We start from the raw sequence: 24938 nt of genomic DNA on the forward strand, positions 1-24938 counted from the left end.
GAACGGGAAAAGACAATGGCGGCTCCCATCAAGTTCGGCGTTGGCCAAAGCGTGCTGCGCAAGGAGGATGACGCGCTCATCCGCGGCAAGGGCCGCTATACCGACGATTACACGCCGCAGGCCGCGCTGCGCTGCCTGGTGCTGCGCTCGCCGCATGCGCATGCCAAATACACCATCGATGTGAGCCGCGCCCGTACGCTGCCGGGCGTCGCGCTGATCCTGACCGCCGATGATGTCAAGGATCTCGGCAATCTGCCGTGCCTGTTCAACCTCGAGACCGATCCGTTCACCGGCCCGCCTTACCCGATCCTCGCTGCGGGCGAGGTGCGCCATGTCGGCGATTCCATCGCCTTCGTGGTCGCCGAGACCGTCGACCAGGCCCGCGACGCGATCGAGGCGATCGATGTCAAATGGAGCCCGCTGCCGGCGGTGACCGGCGTCGTCAATGCCGTCAAGAAGGGCGCGCCGCAGGTCTGGCCGGACAAGCCGGGCAACGTGCTGTTCGACGTCTCGATCGGCGACAAGGCCGCAACCGAGGCCGCCTTTGCCAAGGCACATGCGGTCGCCGAAATCTCGATCGTCAATCCGCGCGTGGTCGCGAGCTTCATGGAGACGCGCGCGGCTGTCTGCGAATACGACGCCAAGCGCGACCATCTGACGCTGACGGTCGGCAGCCAGGGCAGCCACCGCCTGCGCGACATCCTGTGCCAGAACGTGCTCAATATCCCCACCGACAAGATGCGGGTGATCTGCCCGGACGTCGGCGGCGGCTTTGGCACAAAACTGTTTCCGTACCGCGAATACGCGCTGATGGCGGTCGCGGCGCGCAAGCTGAAGAAGGCGGTGAAGTGGGCGGCCGATCGCTCCGAGCATTTCATGGGCGATGCGCAGGGGCGCGACAACGTCACCACAGCGAAGATGGCGCTGGCCGAGGACGGCAAGTTCCTCGCGATGGATTGCGACCTGATGGGTGACATGGGCGCTTATCTGTCGACCTTCGGGCCTTACATCCCGCATGGCGGCGCCGGCATGCTGCCGGGCCTCTACGACATCCAGGCCTTCCACTGCCGGGTGCGCACCATCTTCACCAACAGCGTGCCCGTGGACGCCTATCGGGGCGCGGGCCGGCCCGAGGCGGCTTATGTCATCGAACGTCTTGTGGACGCGTGCGCGCGAAAGCTCGACATGACGCCGGACGCGATCCGCCGCAAGAATTTCATCCCGCCGAAGGCGCTGCCCTACAAGACGGCCACGGGCAAGGTCTATGATTCCGGCGACTTCGCCGCGCATCTCAAGCGCGCCATGGAGATTGCCGACTGGAAGGAATTTCCAAAGCGCGCCAAGGCGGCCAAGAAGGGCGGCCTGATCCGCGGCATCGGGCTCGCCAGCTATGTCGAGATCTGCGGTGTGATGGGTGAGGAGACGGCCAATGTGGGGCTCGATCCCAATGGCGACGTCACCGTCCTGATCGGCACGCAGTCGAGCGGGCAGGGGCACCAGACCGCCTATGCGCAAATCGTCGCTGAACAATTCGGCCTGGCGCCGGAGCGCGTGCACGTCCGTCAAGGCGATACCGACGAGATCGCGACCGGCCTCGGCACCGGTGGCTCGGCATCGATCCCGTCAGGCGGCGTCAGCGTCGAGCGTGCCACGCGCGAGCTCGGCTCGAGGCTGAAGGAGATCGCGGCGCAGGCGCTGGAAGCCAGCGCCGGCGACCTCGAGATCTCGGAAGGCGTGGTGCGCATCGCCGGCACCGACCGCTCGATCTCGTTCGCTGATCTCGCCAAGCGGCCCGGCGTCGATCCGTCGAAGCTGAATGGCAGCGCGACTTTTGCCAGCGCCGACGGCACTTACCCGAATGGCACGCATCTGGCCGAGGTCGAGATCGACCCCGCCACCGGCATCATCAAGATCGTCAACTACGTCATCGTCGACGATTTCGGCAAGACGCTCAATCCGCTGCTGCTTGCGGGGCAGGTGCATGGCGGCGCCATGCAGGGCATAGGCCAGGCCTTGATGGAGCAGGTGGTCTATGGGGCCAGCGACGGCCAGCTGATCACCGCGACCTTCATGGACTACGCGCTGCCGCGCGCGGCGGATGGTCCCGCCTTCGTGTTCGAGACCCACAACGTTCCCTGCAAGACCAATCCGATGGGAGTGAAGGGCGCGGGCGAGGCCGGCGCGATCGGCTCTTGTCCGGCCGTGGTCAACGCCATCATCGATGCGCTCTGGCGCGAATACAAGATCGACCACATCGACATGCCGGCGACGCCCGAGCGGGTGTGGATCGCGATCAGCGAGCACCGCCGCCGCCACAGCCTGTAAGTTCAAGCCGAACCAAATCATCCCAAATGCGACGATTGATCGCCGCGCTTGGGATGGAATGAAATCTGTCAATCGGTGTTGGCCCCATTGTGGGGTCAGCACGATCCTGTCTCAGGAAAGGGATTTTGCGAATGAAGCGAGTGTTGGTTGTTGCGGGCGCGCTGCTGCTCGGGATGGGCGCCGTCTGGGCGCAGCAGGAGTCCGTCAAGGAGGTCCAGGCGCTCATGAAGGGCAATGGCAAGAACGCCGGCGCGGTCGCGGCGATGGTCAAGGGCGAGAAGCCCTACGATCAGGCCACGGTCGACGCGGCGCTGGCGCAGTTCGCGGACACCGCCAAGAAGCTGCCGAAGCTGTTTCCGGCCAGCGCCAAGGGCGTGAAGCTCGACGGCGATTATTCGACCTCTCCGAAGGTCTGGGAGGACAAGGCCGGCTTCGAGGCCAGGATCGCAAGCTTCGCCAAAACCGTCGACGAGGCCAAGGGCAAGATCAAGGATCTGGATTCGCTCAAGGCGAATTTCCCCGCGGTCGGCAAGGAATGCGGCGGCTGCCACGAGACGTTCCGCGTCAAGAACAGCTGAGGCGCTTCCGCCTTCGCTCTTCGCCCTCGGCGGACAACCCGCGCCATCCGGGCTACCAACCATCAACAAAAGGGCAGTTGCGCAAGCAGCCGCCCTTTTTCGCTGCCTCGCATGTCGCGGCTGGACGCAGCCTGACTTTCGTAGGACACTGCAAGCGAAATGCCTCTCGAGGTCCTTAACGTGCCGCGCCATGTCGTCTGCCTGTTCGCCGTTCTGATCGCTGTCCTCTCGGTGCCCGGCGCGAGAGCGGCCGATCTCAAGGTGATGATCTCGGCCGGCTTCTTCAACGTGTACAAGGAGCTCGGCCCCGCGTTCGAGGCGTCGACGGGGCACAAGCTCGTCACCACGCGCGGACCTTCGATCGGCGATTCGCCGGAGGCGATCCCGACGCGGCTCGCGCGCGGCGAGGATGCCGATGTCGTGATCATGGACGGCGTCGGTGTCGATCTCCTGGACAAGCGCGAGCTGACGCGCCCCGGCAGCCGGATTCAGCTCGCGCAGTCGTTCATCGGCATGGTGGTCCGCGCCGGACAGCCCAAGCCCGACATCAGCACGATGGATGCGCTGCGCAAGACATTGCTTGCGGCCAAATCCATCGCCTATTCGGACAGTTCGAGCGGCACCTATCTGTCGACGGTCGGCTTTAGAAAGCTCGGCGTTGCCGACGAGATCGCCGGCAAGAGCCGCAAGGTGCCGGGTCCGCCCTCGGGCGAGCCGGTGGCCGCGGTCGTGGCCCGCGGCGAGGCGGAGATCGGATTCCAGCAGGTCGCCGAACTCATGCATGTTCCGGGCGTCGATCTTGCAGGCACGGTGCCGTCGGAGATCCAACCGCCGACCTATTACGTCGGCGCGTTGCCGAAGAATTCGCAGCATGCCGAGGCCGCAATCGCCCTGCTGAATTTCCTCTCTTCGACGGACGCAGCAGCCGCCATCACAAAGGCCGGGTTGAAGCCGCTGCCGGCGCATTGAAGACTGGACCGGCGCGTCCGAGACGTCGTGTTTGCGTGATCCGGAGGCCGTACATTGCGTGCGATGAGTAACGGATGGCGTCGGGTTTGACGCGAGCCGTCGGAACCGGCGCGTCCGATTCCGATTGCTTCAGCATCGCGAAAAGCTCAGGCGCGGCGCGCATCTCGATCAGGACCAGCGAGGCAAGCCATGGCAAAACCGTTCCCGTCGAAGACCCACATCGCCAACCATATGCTGCATCCGGAAACGCTGATGCTGACCTATGGCTATGATCCGCAGCTCTCCGAAGGCGCCATCAAGCCTCCGGTGTTCCTGACCTCGACCTTCGTGTTCAAGACCGCCGAGGACGGGCAGGACTTCTTCGATTTCGTCTCGGGCCGGCGCGAGCCGCCGGAGGGGATGGGCGCGGGTCTCGTCTATTCGCGCTTCAATCATCCCAACAGCGAGATCGTCGAGGACAAGCTCGCGGTCTATGAGCGCACCGAGAGCTGCGCCCTGTTCTCCTCCGGCATGGCGGCGATCGCAACCACGATCCTCGCTTTCGTCCGGCCGGGCGACGTCATCCTGCACTCCCAGCCGCTCTATGGCGGGACCGAAACGCTGCTGACGAACACGCTGGCGCGCCTGTCGATCGGCGCCGTGGGCTTTGCGGACGGTGTCGACGAGACGGCGGTCAGGCAGGCCTCGGAGGAGGCGATGGGCAACGGCCGTGTCACGATGATCCTGATCGAGACGCCGGCCAACCCGACCAACGGCCTCGTCGACATTGCGATGATCCGGCGCGTCGCCGAGGCAATCGGAAAAGCGCAAGGGCACACGCCGGTCATCGCCTGCGACAACACGCTGCTCGGGCCGGTGTTTCAGCGGCCGATCGAGCATGGCGCGGATATTTCGCTGTACTCGCTGACCAAATATGTCGGCGGTCACTCCGACCTGATCGCGGGCGCCGCGCTCGGCAGCAAGGCGACCATGAAGGGCATCAAGGCGCTGCGCGGCGCCATCGGCACCCAGCTCGACCCGCATTCCTGCTGGATGATCAACCGCTCGCTGGAGACGCTCAGTCTGCGCATGGAGAAGGCCGATGCGAATGCGCGGCTCGTCGCGGACTTCTTGCGCGACCATGTCAAGGTGGCGAAGGTGCATTACCTTGGCCATCACGAGGAGGCCTCGCCCGCGGGGCGCGTGTTCGCGCGGCAGTGCCTGGGGGCGGGATCGACCTTCTCGTTCGACATCGTCGGCGGCAAGGACGCAGCGGTGAAATTCCTCAATGCGCTGCAGATCTTCAAGCTCGCGGTGAGCCTCGGCGGAACGGAGTCGCTCGCCAGCCTGCCGGCGACGATGACTCACTCCGGCGTTCCCGCCGACATCCGTCAGAAAATTGGCGTGCTCGATTGCACGATACGGCTGTCGATCGGGATCGAGAATCCCACTGACCTGATCGCCGATCTCGGACAGGCGCTGAACGCCGCCTGATCTGCGCGCAAAGGCGTTCCGCGTATGTCGCGAGGGAAAACCGCTTCGCACTTTTCCAGATCATGCTCAAAGCGGATTGGACATGATCGCTGCGGCCGCCTCGTTGCTCTGTGCACCGGAGGGCTGCCGCACGAGGCAGACAAGGCAGGAGTGCCGGAATTGCCAGACTGCGACATGCCGCTCGAATCGAAAAGCCGGACGCGCCTGCCGCGCGCCCGGCCTTTGCCGATGAAGGAGACTTGGCCTACGAAGCAAGCTTGCCTTACTTCGTCACCTGTCCGCGGATCTCGCCGCCCGGATTGGCCGCGGTGTGAATGTTGACGTAGAGCTTGCCGGCGAGGAGATCGGCGGCCTGGGTCTCGGTCAGCGTCGCCGAGCCCTCGACCGGGCTCGAGGCTGCATTCGGGATCGGCACCATGACGCCGGCGTTCTTGCCGGCCTCGGCCGGCCCATGGAAATGCGCGGCGGTGGCGGGACCGGACAGGCCGGAATAAGTGAGCTTCCAGGACAGCTTCTTGCTGGCGGCGTCATAGTCGAGATCCGCCGTCCCCGTGCCGCTGCTGGTCGTTGCCGGCACCTCGGACTTGCCGTCGAGCGTTGCCTTCAGCTTTTCGGCGCTGGCCGAGCCTGCAAAAGCCAAAGTGCCGAGCGCGAACACGGCGATCACGATCTTGTTCATGACATTCTCCCTGGTGATCTCGTTGGATTGCCAAACTTTCAACAGCCGCCGTTTCAGTTTATTCCCGTTGGCGCGCGGGACGGACTAAATTCTTCGTGGCTGGAGCCGCGCGGAGAGAGGTCTTAGGCTTGCCGCAACCGCGTAGATGGACCTGATGTTGCAACGAACAATGATCGCGGCGCTGCTCGCAGCAATCGCAGCGGGTGGCGTCTATTGGTGGCTCAGCGCGCCGGTGGTGGCGGCCGTGGGCCCCGCGCCGACCCATGTGGCGAACCTTGCCAATGGCGAGGTGATGTTCAACGCCGGCGGCTGCGCGTCCTGCCATGCCGTTCCCGGCCAGGACGATCGCCTCAGGCTCGGCGGTGGCGTCGCGATCAAGTCGCCGTTCGGAACGTTCTACGCGCCGAACATCTCGCCCGATCCGACCGATGGCATCGGCAAATGGCGAGAGGCCGATTTCGTCAACGCGGTGATGCACGGGGTCTCGCCCAGCGGGCAGCATTACTTTCCCGCCTTTCCCTACACCTCCTATCAGCATGCCAGGCGCGAGGACGTGCTCGATCTCTTCGCCTATCTGAAAACGCTGCCGCCAGTTGCAGGCAGGGTGCGCGACCATGACGTTCGCTTTCCCTTCGACATCCGCCGCAACATCGGTATCTGGAAATTCCTGTTCATGGACGGCAAGCCGTTCGTCGCCGACCCCAGCAAATCGCCGCAGTGGAATCGCGGCGCCTATCTCGTCAACAGCTTTGGCCATTGCGCCGAGTGCCACAGCCCGCGCAACGCGCTCGGCGGCATCATCTCGGGCGAGCGCTTTGCCGGCGGTCCCAATCCGGAAGGCGAGGGCTGGGTGCCCAACATCACGCAGAAACGGCTCGGTGAATGGAGCGCGAAGGATATCGCCTATTTCCTCAAGACCGGCGAACTGCCCGACGGCGACAGCGTCGGCGGCGCCATGACGCGCGTGATCAAGAACACCTCGCAATTGCCGGACGAGGATCTCGCGGCGATGGCGGAGTACATCAAATCGCTGCCGCCGGTGGACGGCCCGACGCCGCCCAAGCGCAAGGCAACAAGCTAAAGTGGGATGAGTTTTGGTTGTATCGATGCGGCTCAGGACTGAGCGCCGCGGCCCCTCACCCGGATTGCTGAGGCGCGATTGCGCGCCATAGCAATTCGACCTCCGACGGGGAGAGGTGCACTACAGACAGCCCGCCGAACCTAATTGCATCGTGCTCTGGCGCCGCCGTGCTAGCCCGTGCCGAACGCCTTGAAGGTGATGATGGTGAGGGTGTCCTGGATGCCCGGCAGCACCTGCACCTTCTCGTTGATGAAGTGGCCGATGTCGGTGTCCTTGTCGACGTAGAACTTCACCAGCAAATCGTAATGGCCGGCGGTGGAATAGATCTCGGAGGCGATCTCGGCTTCGGCGAGCGCATTGGCGACCGTGTAGGACTGGCCGAGCTTGCATTTGATCTGGACGAAGAAGGGAACCATTGCAGTCACTCCGAAGGCATAGTGTTCCGGCTAATAGGCCAAAAGCGGCCGGGATTAGCAAGCGGGCTTGTCGGCCGCGGGGACATGCCGCCCGCGGCCATCCTTCGAGACGCCCGCCTGCGGCGGGCCCTTAGGATGAGGTCCTGTTTCGCGGCGAGATATCAGACCTTCATGGTGAGGAGCCCGCCAAAGCGGGCGTCTCGAACCACGCAGGCCCGAGCACGTTCGGCAGCCTCCGATCGACGGGTCTACGTGATCACGGACGCCGCGGCGAATGCGTCCCTGAGCCGCTGCGCGAGCTCGGCCTTCCGATAGGGCTTGGTCAGCACGATCGCCTGCGTATGCGCGCGGCCCTGCTCGACCAGGGTCTCCAGCGCGTAGCCGGAGGTGAACAGGACCGGAAGACCTGGGCGAATCCGCCGCGCCTGATCGGCGAGTTCCCAGCCGCTCATGCCGCCGGGCATCACGATGTCCGTGAACAGCAAGTCGATGCCGGGATCGGTGCGCAGCCGCTGCAACGCCTCCTTGCCGTTGACCGCGGCAACGACGCTGTAGCCGAGCGCTTCCACCCGGCGGATGGCGGAGGAGCGGACGAACGGATCGTCCTCGGCGATCAGGATCGTCTCATATCCGCGTGGCGCTGCGTCCTCGCCATCCGCGACGTCAGCCTGCGATTGTCCCGCGTCGGCGCGCGGCAAATAGATCCGGACCGTCGTCCCCAGGCCCACCTCGCTGTAGATCGAGACATGGCCGTCGGATTGCTTGGCGAAGCCGTAGACCATGCTCAGCCCGAGGCCAGAACCCTTGCCGACCTCCTTGGTGGTGAAGAACGGCTCGAAGGCGCGTTCGATGATGTCAGGCGTCATGCCTTCGCCGTCATCGGTGACCGCGATCATGGCGTAGCTGCCGGATGCGACTTCGGGATGAAGGGCACGATAGTCCTCGTCGATCGCAGCCAGCTCCGTGCTCAGCGTCAGATGTCCTCCCGACGGCATGGCATCCTGCGCGTTGAGCGCAAGGTTCAGCACGGCGGATTCGAGCTGGGCGCGGTCCGCAAAGGCCAGAATCGTGCCGGGCCCGGAGGCGGTCCTGATCTCGATGTCCTCGCGCAAGGTGCGCTTGAGCAGCTTGAACATGGACTCGAGCAGGTTGCGGCAATCGATCGTCTGCGGCTGGAGCAGCTGGCGGCGGCTGAACGCGAGCAGCCGCTGCGTCAGCTCGGCGCCGCGTTCGCCCGACAGGCAGATGTCGTCGGCAAATCGCCGCAGGTCGGGCCTTGCCTTGAGCTGCTCGCTCAGATGCTCGGCGTTGCCGATCATGACGGTGAGCAGATTATTGAAGTCGTGCGCGATGCCGCCGGAGAGCTGACCGACCGTCTCCATCTTCTGCGCCTGCTGGAGCTGCTGCTCGGTCAGCTTGCGCGCGGTGAGGTCGTGGACGATGCCGACGAAGATCAACTCGCCATCCTGCCGGGCTTGGCCGACCGACAGGTTCATCGGGAAGGTCGAGCCATCCTTGCGCAGGCCGACGGCCTCGCCGCCGGTCGCAAACTGCCTCGCGCGGCGGTCGGGCGCCGCGTCCGCGCCTGAAATCAGCATGCTGACATTCCGGTTCATCACCTCGCCGGCCTCGTAGCCGAACAGGCGCTCGCAGGCCGGGTTGAACAGCAGGATGCGGTCCTGGGAATCGAACAGGATGACGCCGTCGACCGCGGTCTCGACGATCGCGGTGAGGCGCACCACGCTCTCGCGCATCGCGCGCTGGGCTTCGCTGACCTGCTTGAGCAGCAGCGTTGCGTCCCGGGTCTTGATCTCCTCCTCCTCGAGCGCGGCCTGGACCTGCCGCAGCTCGAACGGAGAGGGGATCGTCAGGATCTTCGGCAGCAGCGGCCAGAGCGCGCCGGCAGTGAAGATGGAGGCTGCGGCCGTGACCGCCTTGACGAGGCCCTCGATGCCGTAGACCGGGACCCAGAGCGTGTAGATCGCCAGCACGTGCGTCAGGCCGCAGGCCATGATGAAGATCGCGAACGCCCAATAGACCCAGCCGAATTTGAGGTCGCGCCGCTTGGTGACGAGAATGGCAAGGGCAAACGGGATCGAGAAATAGGCCGCCGCGATGATCGCGTCGGAGACGACATGGAGCCAGATCAGTTCGGGTTCCCACAGCAGGCAGATGCCGTGCGCCGCGAACATCGAGGAGTCGAGGATACGTTCGAGAAAGGCCCACACGGTTCCACCCCCAAGCTGGCATTCAACGCCCTCGCGGGCCGCGGCGGCCCGCTTCACTGGCGCCGTTGGACGGGTCCCGCCGCCCAACCTCTCACGCATGGACGCACACGCCGAACGCGAGACCATACCAAGGGGACGGCGCGGTTGCATTTTGCAAGCCCGCACGATTGCGGGGCGCCGATGCCGCGCCGGATCGGCTCCACCTGATTCGGGGGGCCGTCGGCACAGCGAATCACGACTGCCCGCGGCCCGCAACGCTTGCTGGCGTTCTCCGGCCGCGCTAGGACAGGCCATGGCGCTGTCCGTATCAAGCAGATGTCTCCCGCGATGACGACGCCGGTCGCGCTCACCATCGCCGGCTCCGATTCGAGCGGCGGCGCCGGCATCCAGGCGGACCTGAAGACCTTTGCTGCGCTCGGCGTCTACGGCGCCTCCGCCATCACGGCGCTGACGGCGCAGAACACGCGCGGCGTCACCGGCATTCACGCGGTGCCGGCCGATTTCGTCACGGCTCAGATCGACGCGGTGTTCTCCGATCTCGAGGTCGGCGCGGTGAAGATCGGCATGGTCGCCCAGGCCGCCAGCATCGCTGCGATCGCGGCCGCGCTGACGCGGTGGAAGCCCGGCCATATCGTGCTCGATCCCGTGATGGTCGCGACCTCCGGCGACCGCCTGCTGGCGTCCGAAGCCGTCGACGCGCTGCGCACGAAACTGATGCCGCTCGCCTCGCTGATCACGCCCAACCTGCCGGAAGCCGCCGCGCTGCTCGAAGAGCCGGTCGCGGCGAGCGAGGCCGAGATCGAGCGCCAGGGCCGCCGCCTGCTGGCACTCGGCTGCCGCGCGGTGCTGATCAAGGGCGGGCACGGCGAGGGCAGCGAGAGCATCGACTATCTCGTCGATTCCAGGAAAACGGTCGCACTTGCCGCGCCGCGCGTTGTCACACGCAATACCCATGGCACTGGCTGCTCGCTGTCGTCGGCGATTGCGGCCGGGCTTGCCAAGGGCGAGGCTCTCGAGCGTGCCGTGCAGAGCGCCAAGGCCTGGATCAGCGCGGCGATCGCCGCCGCCGACCGCTTCAGCGTCGGCCACGGCCACGGGCCGATCCACCATTTCCACAAGATCTATTGACGTCGCCCTCGTGCGGCGCGGCGGCTCCCGGCGTTAACCAACAGCGCCTTTGGGGTTCCGTAGCTTTGCGGGCGATCTCCACCGCTTCATGTCGCCTGATTGTCGCATGCGACTGATATTCGCGGAGAGGGCGAGGCATGGTTTGATTCGTATCTGAGGGCGCCTCAAAGTTTCAGTCGTCATCCCCCTGTCACGGGAAATTGTTACGGGCGGTCGCATGGGAAGTTACGATGTGAGTGACGAGAGCCCGGAGCGGCGCTTTCGCACGTTGTTCATCTCCGACGTTCATCTCGGAGCCCGCGGTTCGCAAGCCGATCTTCTGCTCGACTTCCTGCGCTACCACGATGCCGATACGATCTATCTCGTGGGCGACATCGTCGATGGTTGGGCGCTGAAATCGAGCTGGCACTGGCCGCAATCGCATAACGATCTCGTCCAGAAGCTGCTGCGCAAGGCGCGCAAGGGCGCCAAGATCATCTACGTGCCCGGCAATCACGACGAGTTCCTGCGCAACTATTACGGCACGCATTTCGGCGGCATCGACGTCGTCGAGAACACCGTCCACACCGGCGTGGACGGCAAGCGTTACCTCGTCATCCACGGCGACATCTTCGACCTCGTGGTGCAGAACGCGCGCTGGCTCGCCCATCTCGGCGACAAGGCCTACGACTTCGCGATCCAGATGAATCGCTTCGTCAACTTCTTCCGCCGCATGTTCGGCGTGCCGTATTGGTCGCTGTCGCAATGGGCCAAGCAGAAGGTCAAGAACGCGGTGAACTATATCGGCGCGTTCGAGCAGGCGCTCTCCGCCGAAGCACGGCGCCATGACGCCGACGGCGTGATCTGCGGCCATATCCACTACGCCGTGATCCGCGACGAGGCTGGCATCCGCTACATGAATTGCGGCGACTGGGTCGAGAGCTGCACCGCGCTGGTCGAGCACGACGACGGCCATTTCGAGATCATCACCTGGGCCGACCAGCTGCGGAAGCCGGCGCAGGTTCCGCAGGTGGCAGCCAGAGCTGCGTAACAGAGGCGGCTTGATGCGCATCCTGGTCGCGACCGACGCCTGGCACCCGCAAGTCAACGGTGTGGTTCGGACGCTGACCAAGCTCGCAGAGGCCGCCAAAGGGCTTAACGTCGAAGGTCTTAACGTCGAAGGTCTTTGCGTCAAAGGTCTTGGCGTCGAGTTTACATTCCTGACGCCGCAATCGTTCCGCACCTTCGCAATGCCGAGCTATCGCGACGTGCGGCTCGCGATGCCGCGACCGGCGCGGATCGCCAAGCTGATCGAGGAGGCACGCCCCGACAGCATCCATATCGCGACCGAAGGGCCGATCGGCTTGATGGTCCGCCGCTATTGTCGCCAGCGTAAACTGCCGTTCACGACCAGCTTCCACACCCGTTTTCCCGAATATGTCCGCGCCCGCGTGCCGGTGCCGGGCTCGCTGATCTGGCGGGCGCTGCGCCGCTTTCATGCGCCGAGCCGCGCCGTGATGGCGGCCACGCCGGCGCTCGCGTGCGAATTGACCGAGCGCGGTTTCGACAATGTCGTGCTGTGGCCGCGCGGCGTCGACACGCACTTGTTCCATCCGCGCGCCATCGACCTCTGCCTGCCCGCGCCGGTGTTCCTCTCGGTCGGCCGCGTCGCGGTGGAGAAGAATCTCGAAGCCTTCCTGGAGCTCGACCTTCCCGGCACCAAGGTCGTCGTCGGCGACGGCCCGGCGCGCGCCTCGCTGGAAGACGCCTATCCCGATGCGATTTTCCTCGGGGAGAAGCACGGCGAGGCACTGGCGGAGATCTATGCCGCGGCCGACGTGTTCGTGTTTCCGAGCAAGACCGACACGTTCGGTCTTGTCCTGCTGGAGGCGCTCGCAAGCGGCCTGCCGGTTGCGGCCTTTCCGGTGAAGGGCCCGCGCGACGTGATCGGCGATGCGCCGGTCGGCGCGCTCGATCACGACCTGCGCAGCGCCTGTTTTGCGGCGCTCGGCATCTCCCGGCAGGACTGCGTCGAGTTCGCTGCCAACTACACCTGGGAGGCCTCGGCCCGGGTGTTCATCGACAGCATCCAGGCGGTCGGCGCGGTGCTGTCAGACCGGAACGGGACGGAGACGGCACGCTTCGTTGCCTGAGGGTGCGGGTCCCTCGCGCGGAGGTGTCTTGCCCGGGGCTCATTGGCCGCGATAAAGTTCCGACATGACCGAACAGCTCCTCCCGATCGGCCCTGCCGACATCGATGCCGCAGCGCGCGTGATCGCGCCCTTCGCCATCCGCACCCCGCTGTTGTCCTTTCCCGTGCTCAACGAGCGCGTCGGTGCCAAGGTGTTCCTGAAGCCGGAGATGCTCCAGCGCACCGGCTCTTTCAAGTTCCGCGGCGCCTTCAACAAGGTGTTCTCGATCCCGCAGGACAAGCGCGCCGGCGGCGTGGTCGCGTTCTCCTCCGGCAACCATGCCCAGGGCGTGGCGGCGGCGGCAAAAATCCTCGACATGCAGGCGACCATCGTGATGCCGGCAGACGCCCCGCTGTCGAAGCGCGAGCGCACCAAGTCCTACGGCGCCGAGGTCGTGCTGTACGACCGCGACAAGGACGACCGCGAGGCCATCTCGCGCGGCATCGCCGAGAAGCGCGGCGCGACCTTGGTCAAACCCTATGACGATCCCTTCGTGATCGCAGGTCAGGGCACCGCCGGCCGCGAGATCGCGGAGGACATGGCGGCGCTCGGCGTTGCCCCCGACATCGTGGTCGCGCCGGCCTCCGGCGGCGGCCTCATCGCAGGCGTCGCAACCGCCGTGAAGGCGCGCTATCCGCAGGCCGAGATCGTGGTGGCCGAGCCCGAGGCCTTCGACGATCACGGCATCTCGCTCACCGCCGGCCATCGCGAGCCGCATCCACCCGCGGGCCGTACCATCTGCGACGCTCTGATGGCGCTGATGCCGGGCGAGATGACCTTCGCGATCAACAGCAAGCTGCTCGCGCGCGGCGTCACTGCGTCGGACAAGGAAGTCGGCGCGGCCGTCGGCTTTGCCTATCGCGAGCTGAAGCTCGTGGTCGAGCCGGGCGGCGCGGTGGGTCTTGCCGCGCTGCTGGCGGGTCGCCTCGATGTCGCCGGCAAGAACGTCGTCATCGTTCTCTCCGGCGGCAATGTCGATGCGGATCTGTTCGCCGAGCTGGTGGCTTGATCCTCTATTCGACGTGATCCACCTCTTCCCGTCGGGAAGCAATCGCATATGAGATGAGTGTTGGGCACGCTGATTGCGTCCACGGCGTCATGGCCGGGCTTGTCCGGGCTTGACCCGGCCATCCACGCCTTTCCTGACGGCACGAAGAACGTGGATGCCCGGGACAAGCCCGGTCATGACGACCTCTTCCAAGTCTGCAAGGGCTGCGAGAACCCGTGTTCCCCGACATGAAGAGGGCAGAGCGTTGCCGCTCTGCCCCTTTGTCGTGTGTGCGCTGTCCGTGCGATCAGTGCATGAAGCCGCCGCGGCGATTGTTTCCGACATTGTTCATGCTTGGCGCCTGATTCATCGACTGGCGGAAGTTGTTGCCGCCATTGTTGATCATGCGGTTGGTCGTGTTGAATTGCGGGCGGTTGCTGTTCTGCTGGTTGTTCTGCGCCTGCACCTTGTTCACCGGATTGTTGTTGAGCTTCACGATCGCGGTGTTGCCGTTGTTGATGTGGATCGGGTTGGTCTGCGTCTGGACGATTGGCTTCGTCTCGATCGTCGAGCCGCCCTTGCCGACATTGACCGGTATGCTCACGATCTTGCCGGGGTTGGCATTGTTGGTGCCGGCATTAGTGCTGCCATTTTGGTTGTTGGTCGCAGGCAGGGTGACGATCTTGCTGGTACCGCCACTATTGCCGGTCGTGTTGGTCGGCACAGGCAGGGTGACGATCTTGCCCGGATTCTGTGACGGCGCGCCGTTCGGCTGGTTGCTGCCGGCGGGCAGGTTGACGATCTGGCCGCCATTGCCGAGCTTGCCGATCACATTGCTGTCGACCGGCTTCTGCACGACCGGCAAATTGCCGTTCGCTTGCGCACCGCCATTGCCCTGCATCAGCGGCATGTATTTGGGCTCGCCGAGATTGCCGACCTTGAATGTCGGGGCAATGTTCTGCGGCGCGAGGAACTTGGTCGCCTGCATCAGCGGGATCTGCTTCGGCTGCGCTGCGAGCTTCAATGCGGACGAGCCATAGGGGCTATTGCCGTAGCTGTCGTAGAAACTCTGGTAGCCGAGCGGCGAGTTCGCCAGCACCGCCTTGTGCCAGGCCTGCGAGAGCAGGAGGTTCGAGAGCAGCCAGCGGATGTGGTCGCACAGCGGGTCGTGCGGATACATCTGGATGAACTCCTGATAGTACTCCGGCCGTCCCTCGGACACGACATAGTCATAGGCCTGGCGCGTCGAGCGGCTCGGCAGGTTGGAGGCCATCTGCACCACAGGCGCATTCACCGGCGCGCGGTTGGCGGCAACAGCGGTGTCGCCGAAGAAGGTGAAGTCAGACGTCAGCGAGGAGCTCTCCCAGGGGATCTGAGCGCCACTGGTGGTCTGGTTCACCTGCAGGCGCACGCGCTTGAACAGTTGCTCGATTGGCACGTTGGGCTCGCGGGCGATGTTCAGGAAAGCCTGGGTATAGGGGCTGTGGCCATTGGTGCCGTCGAGCGCTTCGGCGCCCGGCGCGGTCGAATAGCCGACGATCGATCCGTTCGGTGCATCGACGATGGCAAGGCCCCGGCCGGCGTCGTTGACGGAGGGGAAGGGGTTGTTGCGGCAGGCATCGAGGATGACGATGCGCATGCGGCTCGGGATCGACTCCAGCGTCGACATCACGTCGACCAGACGCACCGAATTGTTGACGAGCTCGGTGGGGCTGGAGACCTTGGCATCGACGGGCACGAGATAGTTCTCGCCGGCGAGCTGCACGCCGTGGCCGGCGTAATAGACCATCGCCACCGTGTTCGGGCCGCGCGCGGACACCTTGGCGGAGAAGTCCTGGACCACGCGAAGCATGTCGTTCTGGGTCAGGTCGGTCGCGGCAACTACCTCGAAACCGGCCGAGTTCAGGAACTGCGCCATCGACTGTGCGTCATTGTCGGGGTTTTGCAGCTGCGGCGCGTTCTGGTAGTTCGAATTGCCAATCACCAGCGCGACCCGCTGCTCCGGGCCTTGCAGCGCGGTGGGGGCGGCCTCCACGGGAGCGACTTGCGCGGAAACAGGGCCGCAGAGGAAGCCGAACAGGCTTCCCACGAGGCTAGCCGTCATCAGGAAAGGCTTTAGGCGGAACATGGCGTGCTCCTCTGGCACTGATCTCGATGCGAGATTGGTTGCGAGGCAGCTTGGCCGCGTTCGAGCCCGGCGACCGTGACCGCCGTCACCATGATAGGCTGCGTGATCTGAATCACGCTTGGAACCTGCTATGGTGAACAATGCCTTGAGAGGAGCGTCCGTCACATGCTGAAATCGATCGATCCAATCCTGACGCCTGACCTGCTCTGGCTGCTGGCCTCGATGGGCCATGGCGACGACCTCGTCTTCGTCGATGCCAACCATCCGGCCACCCGCATCGCGGCGAGCACGACGTCGCAGCGCCTGATCCAGCTGCCGGGCATCAGCATGGAGACGGCGATCCGTGCCATCATGTCGGTCTACCCGCTCGACGATTTCGATCCTGATCCGGTGCGCGTGATGGCGCCCGTCGACGATCCCGATCGCGTCCCCGACGTGCAACGCGCGGTGCTGGCGGAGATCGAGCGCGCGGCCGGCCGCAACGTGACGCCCGGCAAGCTCGCGCGTCAGGATTTTTACCGCGCGGCGGCGGCCGGCTTTGGCGTGGTGCAGGTCGGTGACAGCAGGGGCTATGGCTGCTTCCTGATCAGGAAGGGCGTGATCTAAAGCGCGATGAGATTGGGATGAATCGTCATCGCACTTTACGTTGTTGTTTGCGCATGATCTTCTCGGAAAACTGCTTCGCACTTTTCCGGATCATGCTTTAGCCGCGACCGACCAGATGAGCCGCCGAGCGCCAGGCGTGCTGCGACAGCGCTTGGAGGTTACGAACCGCCTCGACACGCTGCAGGGCAGCGTCGGCGGTCAGGCTTCCATTGGCAACTGCGCCGAGCGTCTCACGACGGTGCGCCGGCAGCATTTCACCGAGCTGTGCCATGCAACGCTCGAGCTCGGCGATCGCCTCGTCGGGCGGATTCGCGCGCGGACCGGCCATTGCATCGCCGGCGCGCGCGGCGGGCACGGACTGCGGCGCTCCATCGATGCCGGTTGACATTGCCACACCGCGTGCAATTGCGGCTGCGCTTCGCATGATTTCTGCGCATAGCTCTCGGGCGCGGATGTCCTCAGGTCCGCCGGCCACCGGGCCAGGATTGTCTCTTCCGTTGGCGAGGTCCGTCAGTCGAGATGCGTGGTCGAGTGCGTGCAGCGTGTTCGTGAGACGACGTTGCTCATCGTCGGTATCAGGAGGTCCGGCGACGTCCGACAGGAATATTTGCGCCCGGCTCACGGCATCGGCCGCTTCCTGCGTGGCGACGACGTCCTTCCCAAGGCGTATCGGTCCAGCGCGGCCAGCCAGTTGCGCCTCGACCGAACCGCACACCGTCAGGAGCACACGCGCGATCGCGCGTCGTACCACCTCCACCGCCACGATCGGGGTCTCGAGCGCCGACGGATCGAGGCATCGCGTCAGCGGAGAGCCGGGGTCGGGCAGAATCCGTTCGACCAATCGTGTGAACGGGTTGATCAACGGCAGCAGGACCGCGACGCCGACGACGTTGAACGCTGTATGATATCCGGCCAGCAGCGTGACGCCGTCGATCGTGTCCGAGGCGCGCAGCAGCAAGGGGGTCACGACGGGGAACACTGCGAGCGCGATGAGCGCAGCGATCAGCTTGAACAGGACGTAGGCGATGGCCAGACGTTTTGCGGTAGCGCTTGCGCCGATCGCGGCGAGCGCGGAGCTCGTCGCCGTTCCGATGTTCTGGCCGATGATCAGCGCGCAGGCCTGGTCCAACCCGATCGCGCCCGCGAAATAGCCGGACAAGGTCACCGCGATGGCGGCCGTTGACGATTGCATCAGCGCGGTCATGACCAACCCGATCACCACCAGCGCCAATATGCCGAATAATCCCGACCACCATGACACGCCTGGACTGCCGAGAACCGCGGGCAGGTCCGCCGGGTGCAATCGTTCTGCCAACCCGCCCATGCCCTGTTGCAGGGTCGTCAACCCGAACAGCACAAGTCCAAAGCCGGCGAGCGCGGCGCCAACGCCGGAGACCCGCCCCCTGGCGAGAAGCCTGGTCAGAGCGCCGACGAAGATCATCGGCAGCGCGGCGGCCGTGAGCGAAACGCGGACGCCGATGAGTGCGACCAGCCAGCCGGTTCCCGTGGTGCCGATATTGGCGCCGAAGACGAGGCTCAACCCTTGCTGGAACGTCAGCAGGCCGGCGCTGACGAGGCCGATCGTCGTCATGGTCGTTGCGCTGGAGGACTGCACCAGCAGCGTGACAATCGCCCCCCAGAACGAGCCGAGGAGGGGCGTCGAGGCCGCCTTGCCGAGCACCACGCGCAACGCAGAACCGGCCAGCGTCTTCAGGCCCTCCGTCATCACGGTCATGCCGAGCAGGAAGAGACCTACCCCGCCGAGCGTCGAGATCGCCGTGGACATGCGCGCGCCTTCTGTCAGGGCACCATGACTAGCGACCCCGACAGTACAGCAACAAAGCCCCGATGAGTCGGATCAATTATGGCGCGATAGGCGCGCTCGCCCCGTGTCGCCGGTCGCGACCATTTTGTTGCAGCTCCGCACCCGGATTTGAATGGCCTTCCTGCAAGCGATTCTCTATCGTCGATCCATGTCCCGCCTCATGTGTCTCTTCGTTGCTGCCATCCTGTCGCTGCTGCCCGCCGCTGCACCAGCAGAATCCACCAGGAAACAGCCGAAGCCGGTCTGGCATGGCTACGGCTTCCTGCCCGGCTATCGTCAGCCGCTGAGCAACAGCATTCCGCTCTACAAGCAGAAGGACGCGATGCGGCGGCTCGCGCGGACTGAACGCCGCCATTGGTACATTGACCCGGTGCCGGAGTACTATCGCTGGGACGGCGAGTGGCACTATTTCGGCCGGCCCGGTTTTGGCGGCGGCCGCTACAATGGCGGCAGTTTCGGTCCATGCTGGACGCGGACGCCGATCGGGGCGGTGTGGAATTGCGGCTGATGAGGCGTTGAGCGCGACTACGGTGCGGAGAGAGCTCGCATCGAATCCGACTCTCGTGCCCCGGACGCAGCGCAGCGCTCCTTCAGCGGTGCGCTGCTGAGCCGGGGCCCATGTTGCTGACGAGTGCGTGGCCTCTCGGTCCCGGCTCTGCGCTGCACCGCTGGCGCGTTGCAGCTTGTCCGGGACGTGGGTGCCGGGCTCTCACGAAAAGAACGCGATCTTCTCGGCCTGGGTCATGCGGCGGATCGGGGCGAGGGGATCGTTGGCGGCGGCGCGGGGCTTTTGCAGCATGCCGCTGGCGAGGATGGTGGCGCCGAGCGACGGCTCGGGCAAGGACGCCGACAAGGGCGAGGGCATCGGCAGCGTCGCGGCCGGCGCGGTGCCGAAATTTGCGGCGGCGGGCATGGCGGGTGCCGGCTGCTCCATCACCTCGGCGGCAGCCTCGGCGATTGCGTTGGTGAGGCGCGTGAGCGACTCCATCGCGATCGGCGCGTCTTCGGCGGGGTCCTCCGCGACCGGTGCGGCCGGCGTAGCAACAGTCGGCACCTCGGCCGCAACGGCAACAGGCGCTGCGCCGTCTGCGGCCATCGGCTCCGCAGCAGCCGCTGCGATCTCGACCGGCTCGATGATCTCGTCGAACTCTGGATCGGGCGCGGCCATCTCCAGCGCGATGGCCTCGAGTATGGCTTCGTCCTCGGCATTCGCGGCGGCGTCGAGCGAGAACTCGTCGGTCACCTCCGCGGCAACGGCGGGCTCGGCGACCGGCTCTTCAAAAGCGATCTCCGCAACCACGGCACTGTCGGGCGCGCTCTCGCTCTCGAGCGCAATCTCCGCTGCTGCTTCGCGCTCGGCAGCCGCCGCAATGTCCGGCGGTGTCTCCGCAAAAGCGACGGGCGCTTCGCTCGCCGTCGCGGCTGGTGCAGGCTCGACAGCCTGGGCCTCTTCGACAGCAGGCGGTGTGTCCTGCACGGGCGCCGGCGAGGGATCCGCGGCCTGCGGCATCGCGCCGCCCTCGGCCTGCTCGATCCGTTCCCTAAGCAGATCGAATGCGGCCTTGAGCTCGACGCGGGGATCGATGGTGGAAATCTGCCCGCAGGCGGCCTCGATCGAGGCGAGCTGCGAATCAATGAGGTCGCAGATTCGCCCGTCGGCGCCGATCTCGCGCCAACGCCAGGAGATCTCCTTGATGATGCGCACCCCGCGCGGAATCGGGGCAAGGCTGGCCTCGATCGCGGCGGGATCGCATGCCGCGATCGCGATGGTCTCGGCCTCGCGGATGGCGCGGCGGATCTCGACCAGCGCCTCGGGCAGGCGGTCCTCGACGACGGGTTGTCGCTGCGCCGCAAGGGTTTCTTCGATTTTCGCGACCGCATCCAGCACCATGCGGGTGTCCGCATTGCGGTTGCGCTTGGCATATTCGCCGAGGAACCAGCGGCCGCGCGCGGTCTCCATGAAGGCTTCGCGGATCGCGTCGTAATCCTGCTCGTTCGGCTCGGCCGCGCGGGCAGACATGGGCGAAAGGGCGAATGCTTCGTTGGCCATGACAATCTCGTCGCGCAAATCACCGCGCGTTACACTAACGATCACCACGATATCGACCGAATCGCAATTGGTTTGATGCAGTCCGAATCACAAATCCCCACGCCAGCCGCCGTGAAGCGGCGATTCGCCGTCAGCCTGGCGCTGTTCTATTCGGCGGTGTTCGCGGTGTCCGGAACGCATCTGCCGTTCTTTCCGGTCTGGCTGAAGGCGATCGGCATCGATGCCGGTTGGATCGGCCTCATCAACGCGCTGCCGGCGATCACGCGCTTCACCACGCTGCCGCAGGTGACCGCCTTTGCCGAAAAGCGGCACGCGATCCGCGCCGGCATGATGCTGTCGGTGCTGGCCACCGCGATCGGCTTTGCGGCGGTCGGCTTGCAGCAGCAGCCGCTGGCGCTGTTCCTGATCTATGCGCTGACCTGCATGATGTGGACGCCGACGATGCCGCTGACCGATGCCTATGCGCTGCGCGGCGTCGCGCGCTACGGGCTCGACTACGGCCCGTTGCGGCTGTGGGGCTCGGCGGCCTTTGCCGCGGGCTCGCTCGCCTGCGGCTATCTCGTCGACGTCATCGCGGCGCGCGACCTGATCTGGGTGATCGTCGCGTGGGCCGTCGTTGCCATCCTTGTCAGCCTGCTGCTTCAGCCGCTCGACGATATCAGGCGCAAGACTGCCGAAGTGCGTGCCGACACGGCGCTGCTGCGCGATCTCGGCTTCTGGGCCGTCATCGCCTCGGCTGCGCTGATCCAGGGCAGCCACGTCGCCTATTACACGTTCTCGGCCATCAACTGGCAGCTCCATGGTCTCGGCGGGCTGACGATCGCAGGACTATGGACGCTGGGCGTGATCGCCGAGATCGTCGTGTTCGCGCTGTCGCCGCGCTTCTCGCTGCATCCGTCCACGATGATCGCGATCGGGGGCTTGAGCGCCGTCTTGCGCTGGATCGTCACTGCCAGCGAGCCGCCGCTCGCGCTGATTGCGCTCGCGCAGCTCGGCCATGGATTCACCTTCGGCATGACCATCCTCGGCACCATGAGCCTGCTGGTGCAGCGCGTGCCCCCGCATCAGATCGCGCGGGGGCAGGGCTACTATGCCGCCTGCAACGGATTGCTGGGCGCTGCGACCTCGATCGCCTCAGGCGCGATCTATGCCCGGATCGGCGATGGCCTCTACTACGTGATGGCTGCGATGGCTGCGGCCGGCGCGCTTGTGATCTGGTCGGCGCGTCACCGGCTGATCGCTCATCCCCAGAGCGAGGACTCCGGCGGATAGACCAGGCTGCCGTCGTAACGCAGCCCATGGTCGCGGTCGCGCGCCAGCAGCAGTGGACCGTCGAGATCGACGAAGCGCGCCTGCGGCGTCACCAGCATCGCGGGGGCGATCGATAGCGAGGTTGCGACCATGCAGCCGATCATGATATCGAAGCCGAGCGCTTGCGCATCATCGGCCATCGCGAGTGCCTCGGTGAGGCCGCCGGTCTTGTCGAGCTTGATGTTCACGGCGTCGTAGCGGTCGCGGAGCGCAGCGAGGGTTTCGCGCGTGTGCACGCTCTCGTCGGCGCAGACCGCGAGCGGGCGCTTGATCCGCGCCAGCGCGTCGTCCTTGCCGGCTGGCAGCGGCTGCTCCACGAGCGTGACGCCGGCGGCGGCGCAGGCGGCGAGATTGTGCTCCAGATTGCCCTCGGCCCACGCCTCGTTGGCATCGACGATCAGCTCAGACTGCGGGGCGGCCTTGCGGACGGCCGCGATCCGCGCGCCATCGCCGTCGCCGCCGAGCTTGATCTTGAGCAGGGGCCGGTGCGCGGCCTTGGCCGCAGCCGCCGCCATCGCCTCGGGGGTGCCCAACGAAATCGTGAAGGCGGTGGTGCGCTCGCCCGGCGAGGGCCGGCCGAGCAGGCTCCAGGCCCGCAGGCCCGCCGTCTTGGCTTCCAGATCGATGAAGGCGCAGTCGAGGGCGTTGCGGGCCGCGCCAGGCTTCATGGCCGCCTGGAGGGCCTGCCGGTCGAGACCGCCCCGGACCGCGTCCTCCATGGCCCGGATAGCCGCAAGGGTCGCCTCGGGGGTCTCGCCATAGCGGGGATAGGGCACGCATTCGCCGCGGCCGGTCAGGCCATCCCGGCTCAGCTCGGCCACGACGGTGATGGCCTCGGTCTTGGCGCCCCGGCTGATGGTAAAACTCCCGGCGATGGGAAAGCGCTCGATTCGCGCGCGAAGTGCCGGAACTTTGCTGGAAGTCATTTTGAACTCTGGCGAAATCTGAACCTGCTAGTTACCTCTAGCAACTAACAATGGCCAGTTGGGGATACCTTCTCTAGGTAAGGGCGCGTGCGCAACCATCTGATTTCCTCCGCCTCGGCACGGGAGCGGACATCTTGAACGGCGATCCCAAGCTGGAGCGGATTGCCAAAGGCAACGCGCTGGCCCTCTGCGCCACCGGAACCTGGACGGCGAGCTTCGCGCCGGTCCTGGAGCGGATCGTGGCCGACGCCGAGAAGCTCGCCGGCGGCCCGCAAAGCATCTTCATCGATGTCTCCGAGGTCGCCAAGCTCGACACGTTCGGCGCCTGGCTGATCGAGCGGCTGCGCCGCAGCCTGACGCAAGGGCCGGTCGAGGCGCAGATCGCCGGCCTTTCGGCCAATTATTCCAGCCTCGTCGATGAGGTCCGGCGAGTCAGGGCGACGCCAGTGATCGAGACCTCAGCGATCACCATCACCGGCATGCTCGAGCAGATCGGCCGCGCCGTGTCCGGCCTCGCTGGCACGGTGACCGGCCTCATCGACATGCTCGGCGCGGTGCTCGCCGCAGGCTTTCGCGTGCTGATCCATCCGCGCTCGTTTCGCCTGACCTCGACCGTGCATCACATGGAGCAGGTGTGCTGGCGCGCGGTGCCGATCATCGTGCTGATCACCTTCCTGATCGGCTGCATCATCGCCCAGCAGGGCATCTTCCATTTCCGCCGCTTCGGCGCCGACATCTTCGTCGTCGATATGCTCGGCGTGCTGGTCCTGCGTGAGATCGGCGTGCTGCTGGTCGCGATCATGGTCGCGGGCCGCTCGGGCAGCGCCTACACCGCCGAGCTCGGCTCGATGAAGATGCGCGAGGAGATCGACGCGCTGCGCACCATGGGCTTCGACCCGATCGAGGTTTTGGTGCTGCCGCGCATGCTGGCCTTGGTGCTGGCATTGCCGATCCTCGCCTTTCTCGGCGCCATGGCTGCGCTCTATGGCGGCGGGCTCGTCGCCTGGCTCTATGGCGGCGTCGATCCCGAGGCCTTCCTGTTGCGGTTGCGCGACGCCATTTCGATCGATCATTTCATCGTCGGCATGGTGAAAGCGCCTGTCATGGCCGCCGTGATCGGCATCGTCGCCTGCGTCGAAGGGCTCGCCGTGCAGGGCAGCGCGGAATCGCTCGGACAGCACACGACCGCCTCGGTGGTGAAGGGCATCTTCTTCGTCATCGTCATGGACGGCGTGTTCGCCATCTTCTTCGCCTCGATCGGGATGTGACGATGGCGCAAGAAATCCAAAACGCTGTTCAAAATCCCATCATCCGCGTCCGCGACATCACGGTGCAGTTCGGCTCGACGCGCGTGCTCGACGGCCTCAATCTCGACGTCAAGCGCGGCGAGATTTTGGGCTTCGTCGGCCCCTCCGGCGCCGGCAAGTCGGTGCTGACGCGCACCATCATCGGCCTCGTGCCGAAGGTCGCAGGCTCCATCGAGGTGTTCGGCGTCGATCTCGATTCCTCGAGCACCTCGCAGCGCCGCAATGTCGAGCGACGCTGGGGCGTGCTGTTCCAGCAGGGCGCGCTGTTCTCCTCGCTGACGGTGCGGCAGAACATCCAGTTTCCGATGCGCGAATATCTTCGCGTCTCGCAGCGGCTGATGGACGAGATCACCATGGCCAAGCTCACAATGGTCGGCCTCAAGCCCGAGGTCGCCGAGCGCTTTCCGTCGGAATTGTCGGGCGGCATGATCAAGCGCGTGGCGCTCGCCCGCGCGCTGTCGCTCGACCCGGACCTTGTGTTCCTGGACGAGCCGACCTCGGGCCTCGATCCGATCGGCGCTGGCGATTTCGACGAGCTGGTGAGGACGCTCCAGCGCACTTTGGGGCTGACGGTTTTCATGGTAACGCACGACCTCGACAGCCTTTACACAGCTTGTGACCGCATCGCCGTTTTAGGGAACGGTAAGATCATTGCTGCAGGGTCGATGGCCGACATGCAGGCCTCGCAGCATCCGTGGCTGCGGCAGTATTTCCATGGCAAGCGTGCCCGCGCGGTCATGGGTTGAGTA

The 24938-nt window shown here is 65.5% G+C and carries 21 protein-coding genes; 14 read left to right on the forward strand and 7 right to left on the reverse strand.

Translation table 11 applies throughout. The features are described from left to right. The first annotated feature begins 15 nt into the window (after positions 1-15). The 4 genes from ACVWY3_RS03980 to ACVWY3_RS03995 all read left to right on the forward strand — a co-directional run bounded on the left by ACVWY3_RS03980 (position 16) and on the right by ACVWY3_RS03995 (position 5345). Positions 16-2325 (forward strand): xanthine dehydrogenase family protein molybdopterin-binding subunit, encoded by a 2310-nt coding sequence (locus ACVWY3_RS03980; RefSeq protein WP_456837279.1) that lies wholly within the window; start codon positions 16-18, stop codon positions 2323-2325. Between the two features lie 131 nt (positions 2326-2456). After that, positions 2457-2903 (forward strand): c-type cytochrome, encoded by a 447-nt coding sequence (locus ACVWY3_RS03985; RefSeq protein ID WP_456837280.1) that lies wholly within the window; start codon positions 2457-2459, stop codon positions 2901-2903. A gap of 159 nt (positions 2904-3062) precedes the next feature. After that, positions 3063-3872, forward strand: a complete 810-nt coding sequence (locus ACVWY3_RS03990) for a substrate-binding domain-containing protein (protein WP_456837281.1) — start codon at positions 3063-3065, stop codon at positions 3870-3872. A gap of 189 nt (positions 3873-4061) precedes the next feature. Beyond that, positions 4062-5345, forward strand: a complete 1284-nt coding sequence (locus tag ACVWY3_RS03995) for a cystathionine gamma-synthase family protein (RefSeq protein ID WP_456837282.1) — start codon at positions 4062-4064, stop codon at positions 5343-5345. A 262-nt stretch (positions 5346-5607) separates the two neighbouring features. On the opposite strand, the gene ACVWY3_RS04000 is transcribed toward ACVWY3_RS03995, so the two are convergent. After that, positions 5608-6024 carry a CHRD domain-containing protein gene (locus ACVWY3_RS04000; RefSeq protein WP_456837283.1) on the reverse strand — a complete coding sequence of 139 codons (417 nt, stop codon included), beginning with the start codon at positions 6022-6024 and terminating at the stop codon, positions 5608-5610. A 154-nt stretch (positions 6025-6178) separates the two neighbouring features. On the opposite strand from ACVWY3_RS04000, the gene ACVWY3_RS04005 reads away from it, so the two are divergent. Further along, positions 6179-7105, forward strand: a complete 927-nt coding sequence (locus ACVWY3_RS04005; RefSeq protein WP_456837284.1) for a c-type cytochrome — start codon at positions 6179-6181, stop codon at positions 7103-7105. 170 nt (positions 7106-7275) lie between these two features. Here ACVWY3_RS04005 and ACVWY3_RS04010 read toward each other — a convergent pair whose 3' ends face one another. Continuing rightward, positions 7276-7521, reverse strand: coding sequence for an Lrp/AsnC family transcriptional regulator (locus ACVWY3_RS04010; protein ID WP_280710233.1), 246 nt, complete (start codon positions 7519-7521; stop codon positions 7276-7278). Positions 7522-7769: 248 nt separating this feature from the next. Further along, on the reverse strand, positions 7770-9749 hold the full coding sequence (locus ACVWY3_RS04015) for a PAS domain S-box protein (RefSeq protein WP_456837285.1): 1980 nt from the start codon (positions 9747-9749) through the stop codon (positions 7770-7772). 327 nt (positions 9750-10076) lie between these two features. On the opposite strand from ACVWY3_RS04015, the gene thiD reads away from it, so the two are divergent. The 4 genes from thiD to ACVWY3_RS04035 all read left to right on the forward strand — a co-directional run bounded on the left by thiD (position 10077) and on the right by ACVWY3_RS04035 (position 14057). Beyond that, the gene (gene thiD, locus ACVWY3_RS04020) at positions 10077-10877 is read left to right on the forward strand and encodes a bifunctional hydroxymethylpyrimidine kinase/phosphomethylpyrimidine kinase (protein WP_456837286.1); all 801 of its coding nucleotides are present in this window, start codon (positions 10077-10079) and stop codon (positions 10875-10877) included. Positions 10878-11094: 217 nt separating this feature from the next. Continuing rightward, positions 11095-11907 carry a UDP-2,3-diacylglucosamine diphosphatase gene (locus ACVWY3_RS04025; RefSeq protein ID WP_456837287.1) on the forward strand — a complete coding sequence of 271 codons (813 nt, stop codon included), beginning with the start codon at positions 11095-11097 and terminating at the stop codon, positions 11905-11907. Between the two features lie 13 nt (positions 11908-11920). Then, positions 11921-13009, forward strand: coding sequence for a glycosyltransferase family 4 protein (locus ACVWY3_RS04030; RefSeq protein WP_456837288.1), 1089 nt, complete (start codon positions 11921-11923; stop codon positions 13007-13009). 64 nt (positions 13010-13073) lie between these two features. After that, positions 13074-14057: a threonine/serine dehydratase gene (locus tag ACVWY3_RS04035; RefSeq protein ID WP_456837289.1), complete on the forward strand. Its 984-nt coding sequence runs from the start codon at positions 13074-13076 to the stop codon at positions 14055-14057. A 286-nt stretch (positions 14058-14343) separates the two neighbouring features. Here ACVWY3_RS04035 and ACVWY3_RS04040 read toward each other — a convergent pair whose 3' ends face one another. Then, complete coding sequence (locus ACVWY3_RS04040; RefSeq protein WP_456837290.1) at positions 14344-16164, reverse strand: caspase family protein; 1821 nt, start codon at positions 16162-16164, stop codon at positions 14344-14346. Between the two features lie 165 nt (positions 16165-16329). On the opposite strand from ACVWY3_RS04040, the gene ACVWY3_RS04045 reads away from it, so the two are divergent. After that, positions 16330-16770 carry an RbsD/FucU family protein gene (locus ACVWY3_RS04045; protein WP_456837291.1) on the forward strand — a complete coding sequence of 147 codons (441 nt, stop codon included), beginning with the start codon at positions 16330-16332 and terminating at the stop codon, positions 16768-16770. A 97-nt stretch (positions 16771-16867) separates the two neighbouring features. Here the strand turns inward: ACVWY3_RS04045 and ACVWY3_RS04050 are convergent, their stop codons facing one another. Continuing rightward, a complete protein-coding gene (locus ACVWY3_RS04050; protein WP_456837292.1) occupies positions 16868-18556 on the reverse strand; it encodes a Na/Pi cotransporter family protein in 1689 nt (562 codons plus the stop codon). Between the two features lie 187 nt (positions 18557-18743). Between ACVWY3_RS04050 and ACVWY3_RS04055 the strand changes: the two genes are divergently transcribed. Next, the gene (locus ACVWY3_RS04055; RefSeq protein ID WP_456837293.1) at positions 18744-19103 is read left to right on the forward strand and encodes a hypothetical protein; all 360 of its coding nucleotides are present in this window, start codon (positions 18744-18746) and stop codon (positions 19101-19103) included. A 201-nt stretch (positions 19104-19304) separates the two neighbouring features. On the opposite strand, the gene ACVWY3_RS04060 is transcribed toward ACVWY3_RS04055, so the two are convergent. Beyond that, on the reverse strand, positions 19305-20645 hold the full coding sequence (locus ACVWY3_RS04060) for a hypothetical protein (protein ID WP_456837294.1): 1341 nt from the start codon (positions 20643-20645) through the stop codon (positions 19305-19307). Positions 20646-20720: 75 nt separating this feature from the next. Here ACVWY3_RS04060 and ACVWY3_RS04065 point away from each other — a divergent pair, with 75 nt between their 5' ends. Beyond that, on the forward strand, positions 20721-21917 hold the full coding sequence (locus ACVWY3_RS04065; RefSeq protein ID WP_456837295.1) for an MFS transporter: 1197 nt from the start codon (positions 20721-20723) through the stop codon (positions 21915-21917). Here the strand turns inward: ACVWY3_RS04065 and dgcA are convergent. Beyond that, entirely contained in the window at positions 21887-22882 is a 996-nt protein-coding gene (gene dgcA / locus ACVWY3_RS04070) for an N-acetyl-D-Glu racemase DgcA (RefSeq protein ID WP_456837296.1), read from the reverse strand. The genes ACVWY3_RS04065 and dgcA overlap by 31 nt on opposite strands. 134 nt (positions 22883-23016) lie before the next feature. Between dgcA and ACVWY3_RS04075 the strand changes: the two genes are divergently transcribed. Further along, positions 23017-24150: an MlaE family ABC transporter permease gene (locus ACVWY3_RS04075; protein ID WP_456837297.1), complete on the forward strand. Its 1134-nt coding sequence runs from the start codon at positions 23017-23019 to the stop codon at positions 24148-24150. A 2-nt stretch (positions 24151-24152) separates the two neighbouring features. Then, positions 24153-24935, forward strand: a complete 783-nt coding sequence (locus tag ACVWY3_RS04080; protein WP_283085846.1) for an ABC transporter ATP-binding protein — start codon at positions 24153-24155, stop codon at positions 24933-24935. The last annotated feature ends 3 nt before the right edge of the window (positions 24936-24938 follow it).

The organism is Bradyrhizobium sp. USDA 4486 (genome assembly GCF_054057995.1).

Bases quoted from the DNA above. Each gene is read 5' to 3' on its own strand.
- ACVWY3_RS03985 (WP_456837280.1), top strand. From the start codon at position 2,457: ATGAAGCGAGTGTTGGTTGTTGCGGGCGCGCTGCTGCTCGGGATGGGC.
- thiD (WP_456837286.1), top strand. From the start codon at position 10,077: ATGACGACGCCGGTCGCGCTCACCATCGCCGGCTCCGATTCGAGCGGC.
- ACVWY3_RS03990 (WP_456837281.1), top strand. From the start codon at position 3,063: ATGCCTCTCGAGGTCCTTAACGTGCCGCGCCATGTCGTCTGCCTGTTC.
- ACVWY3_RS04065 (WP_456837295.1), top strand. From the start codon at position 20,721: ATGCAGTCCGAATCACAAATCCCCACGCCAGCCGCCGTGAAGCGGCGA.
- ACVWY3_RS03980 (WP_456837279.1), top strand. From the start codon at position 16: ATGGCGGCTCCCATCAAGTTCGGCGTTGGCCAAAGCGTGCTGCGCAAG.
- ACVWY3_RS04010 (WP_280710233.1), bottom strand. From the start codon at position 7,521: ATGGTTCCCTTCTTCGTCCAGATCAAATGCAAGCTCGGCCAGTCCTAC.
- ACVWY3_RS04050 (WP_456837292.1), bottom strand. From the start codon at position 18,556: ATGTCCACGGCGATCTCGACGCTCGGCGGGGTAGGTCTCTTCCTGCTC.
- ACVWY3_RS04025 (WP_456837287.1), top strand. From the start codon at position 11,095: ATGGGAAGTTACGATGTGAGTGACGAGAGCCCGGAGCGGCGCTTTCGC.
- ACVWY3_RS04030 (WP_456837288.1), top strand. From the start codon at position 11,921: ATGCGCATCCTGGTCGCGACCGACGCCTGGCACCCGCAAGTCAACGGT.
- ACVWY3_RS04045 (WP_456837291.1), top strand. From the start codon at position 16,330: ATGCTGAAATCGATCGATCCAATCCTGACGCCTGACCTGCTCTGGCTG.
- ACVWY3_RS04000 (WP_456837283.1), bottom strand. From the start codon at position 6,024: ATGAACAAGATCGTGATCGCCGTGTTCGCGCTCGGCACTTTGGCTTTT.
- ACVWY3_RS03995 (WP_456837282.1), top strand. From the start codon at position 4,062: ATGGCAAAACCGTTCCCGTCGAAGACCCACATCGCCAACCATATGCTG.
- dgcA (WP_456837296.1), bottom strand. From the start codon at position 22,882: ATGACTTCCAGCAAAGTTCCGGCACTTCGCGCGCGAATCGAGCGCTTT.
- ACVWY3_RS04055 (WP_456837293.1), top strand. From the start codon at position 18,744: ATGTCCCGCCTCATGTGTCTCTTCGTTGCTGCCATCCTGTCGCTGCTG.
- ACVWY3_RS04080 (WP_283085846.1), top strand. From the start codon at position 24,153: ATGGCGCAAGAAATCCAAAACGCTGTTCAAAATCCCATCATCCGCGTC.
- ACVWY3_RS04040 (WP_456837290.1), bottom strand. From the start codon at position 16,164: ATGTTCCGCCTAAAGCCTTTCCTGATGACGGCTAGCCTCGTGGGAAGC.
- ACVWY3_RS04060 (WP_456837294.1), bottom strand. From the start codon at position 20,645: ATGGCCAACGAAGCATTCGCCCTTTCGCCCATGTCTGCCCGCGCGGCC.
- ACVWY3_RS04005 (WP_456837284.1), top strand. From the start codon at position 6,179: ATGTTGCAACGAACAATGATCGCGGCGCTGCTCGCAGCAATCGCAGCG.
- ACVWY3_RS04035 (WP_456837289.1), top strand. From the start codon at position 13,074: ATGACCGAACAGCTCCTCCCGATCGGCCCTGCCGACATCGATGCCGCA.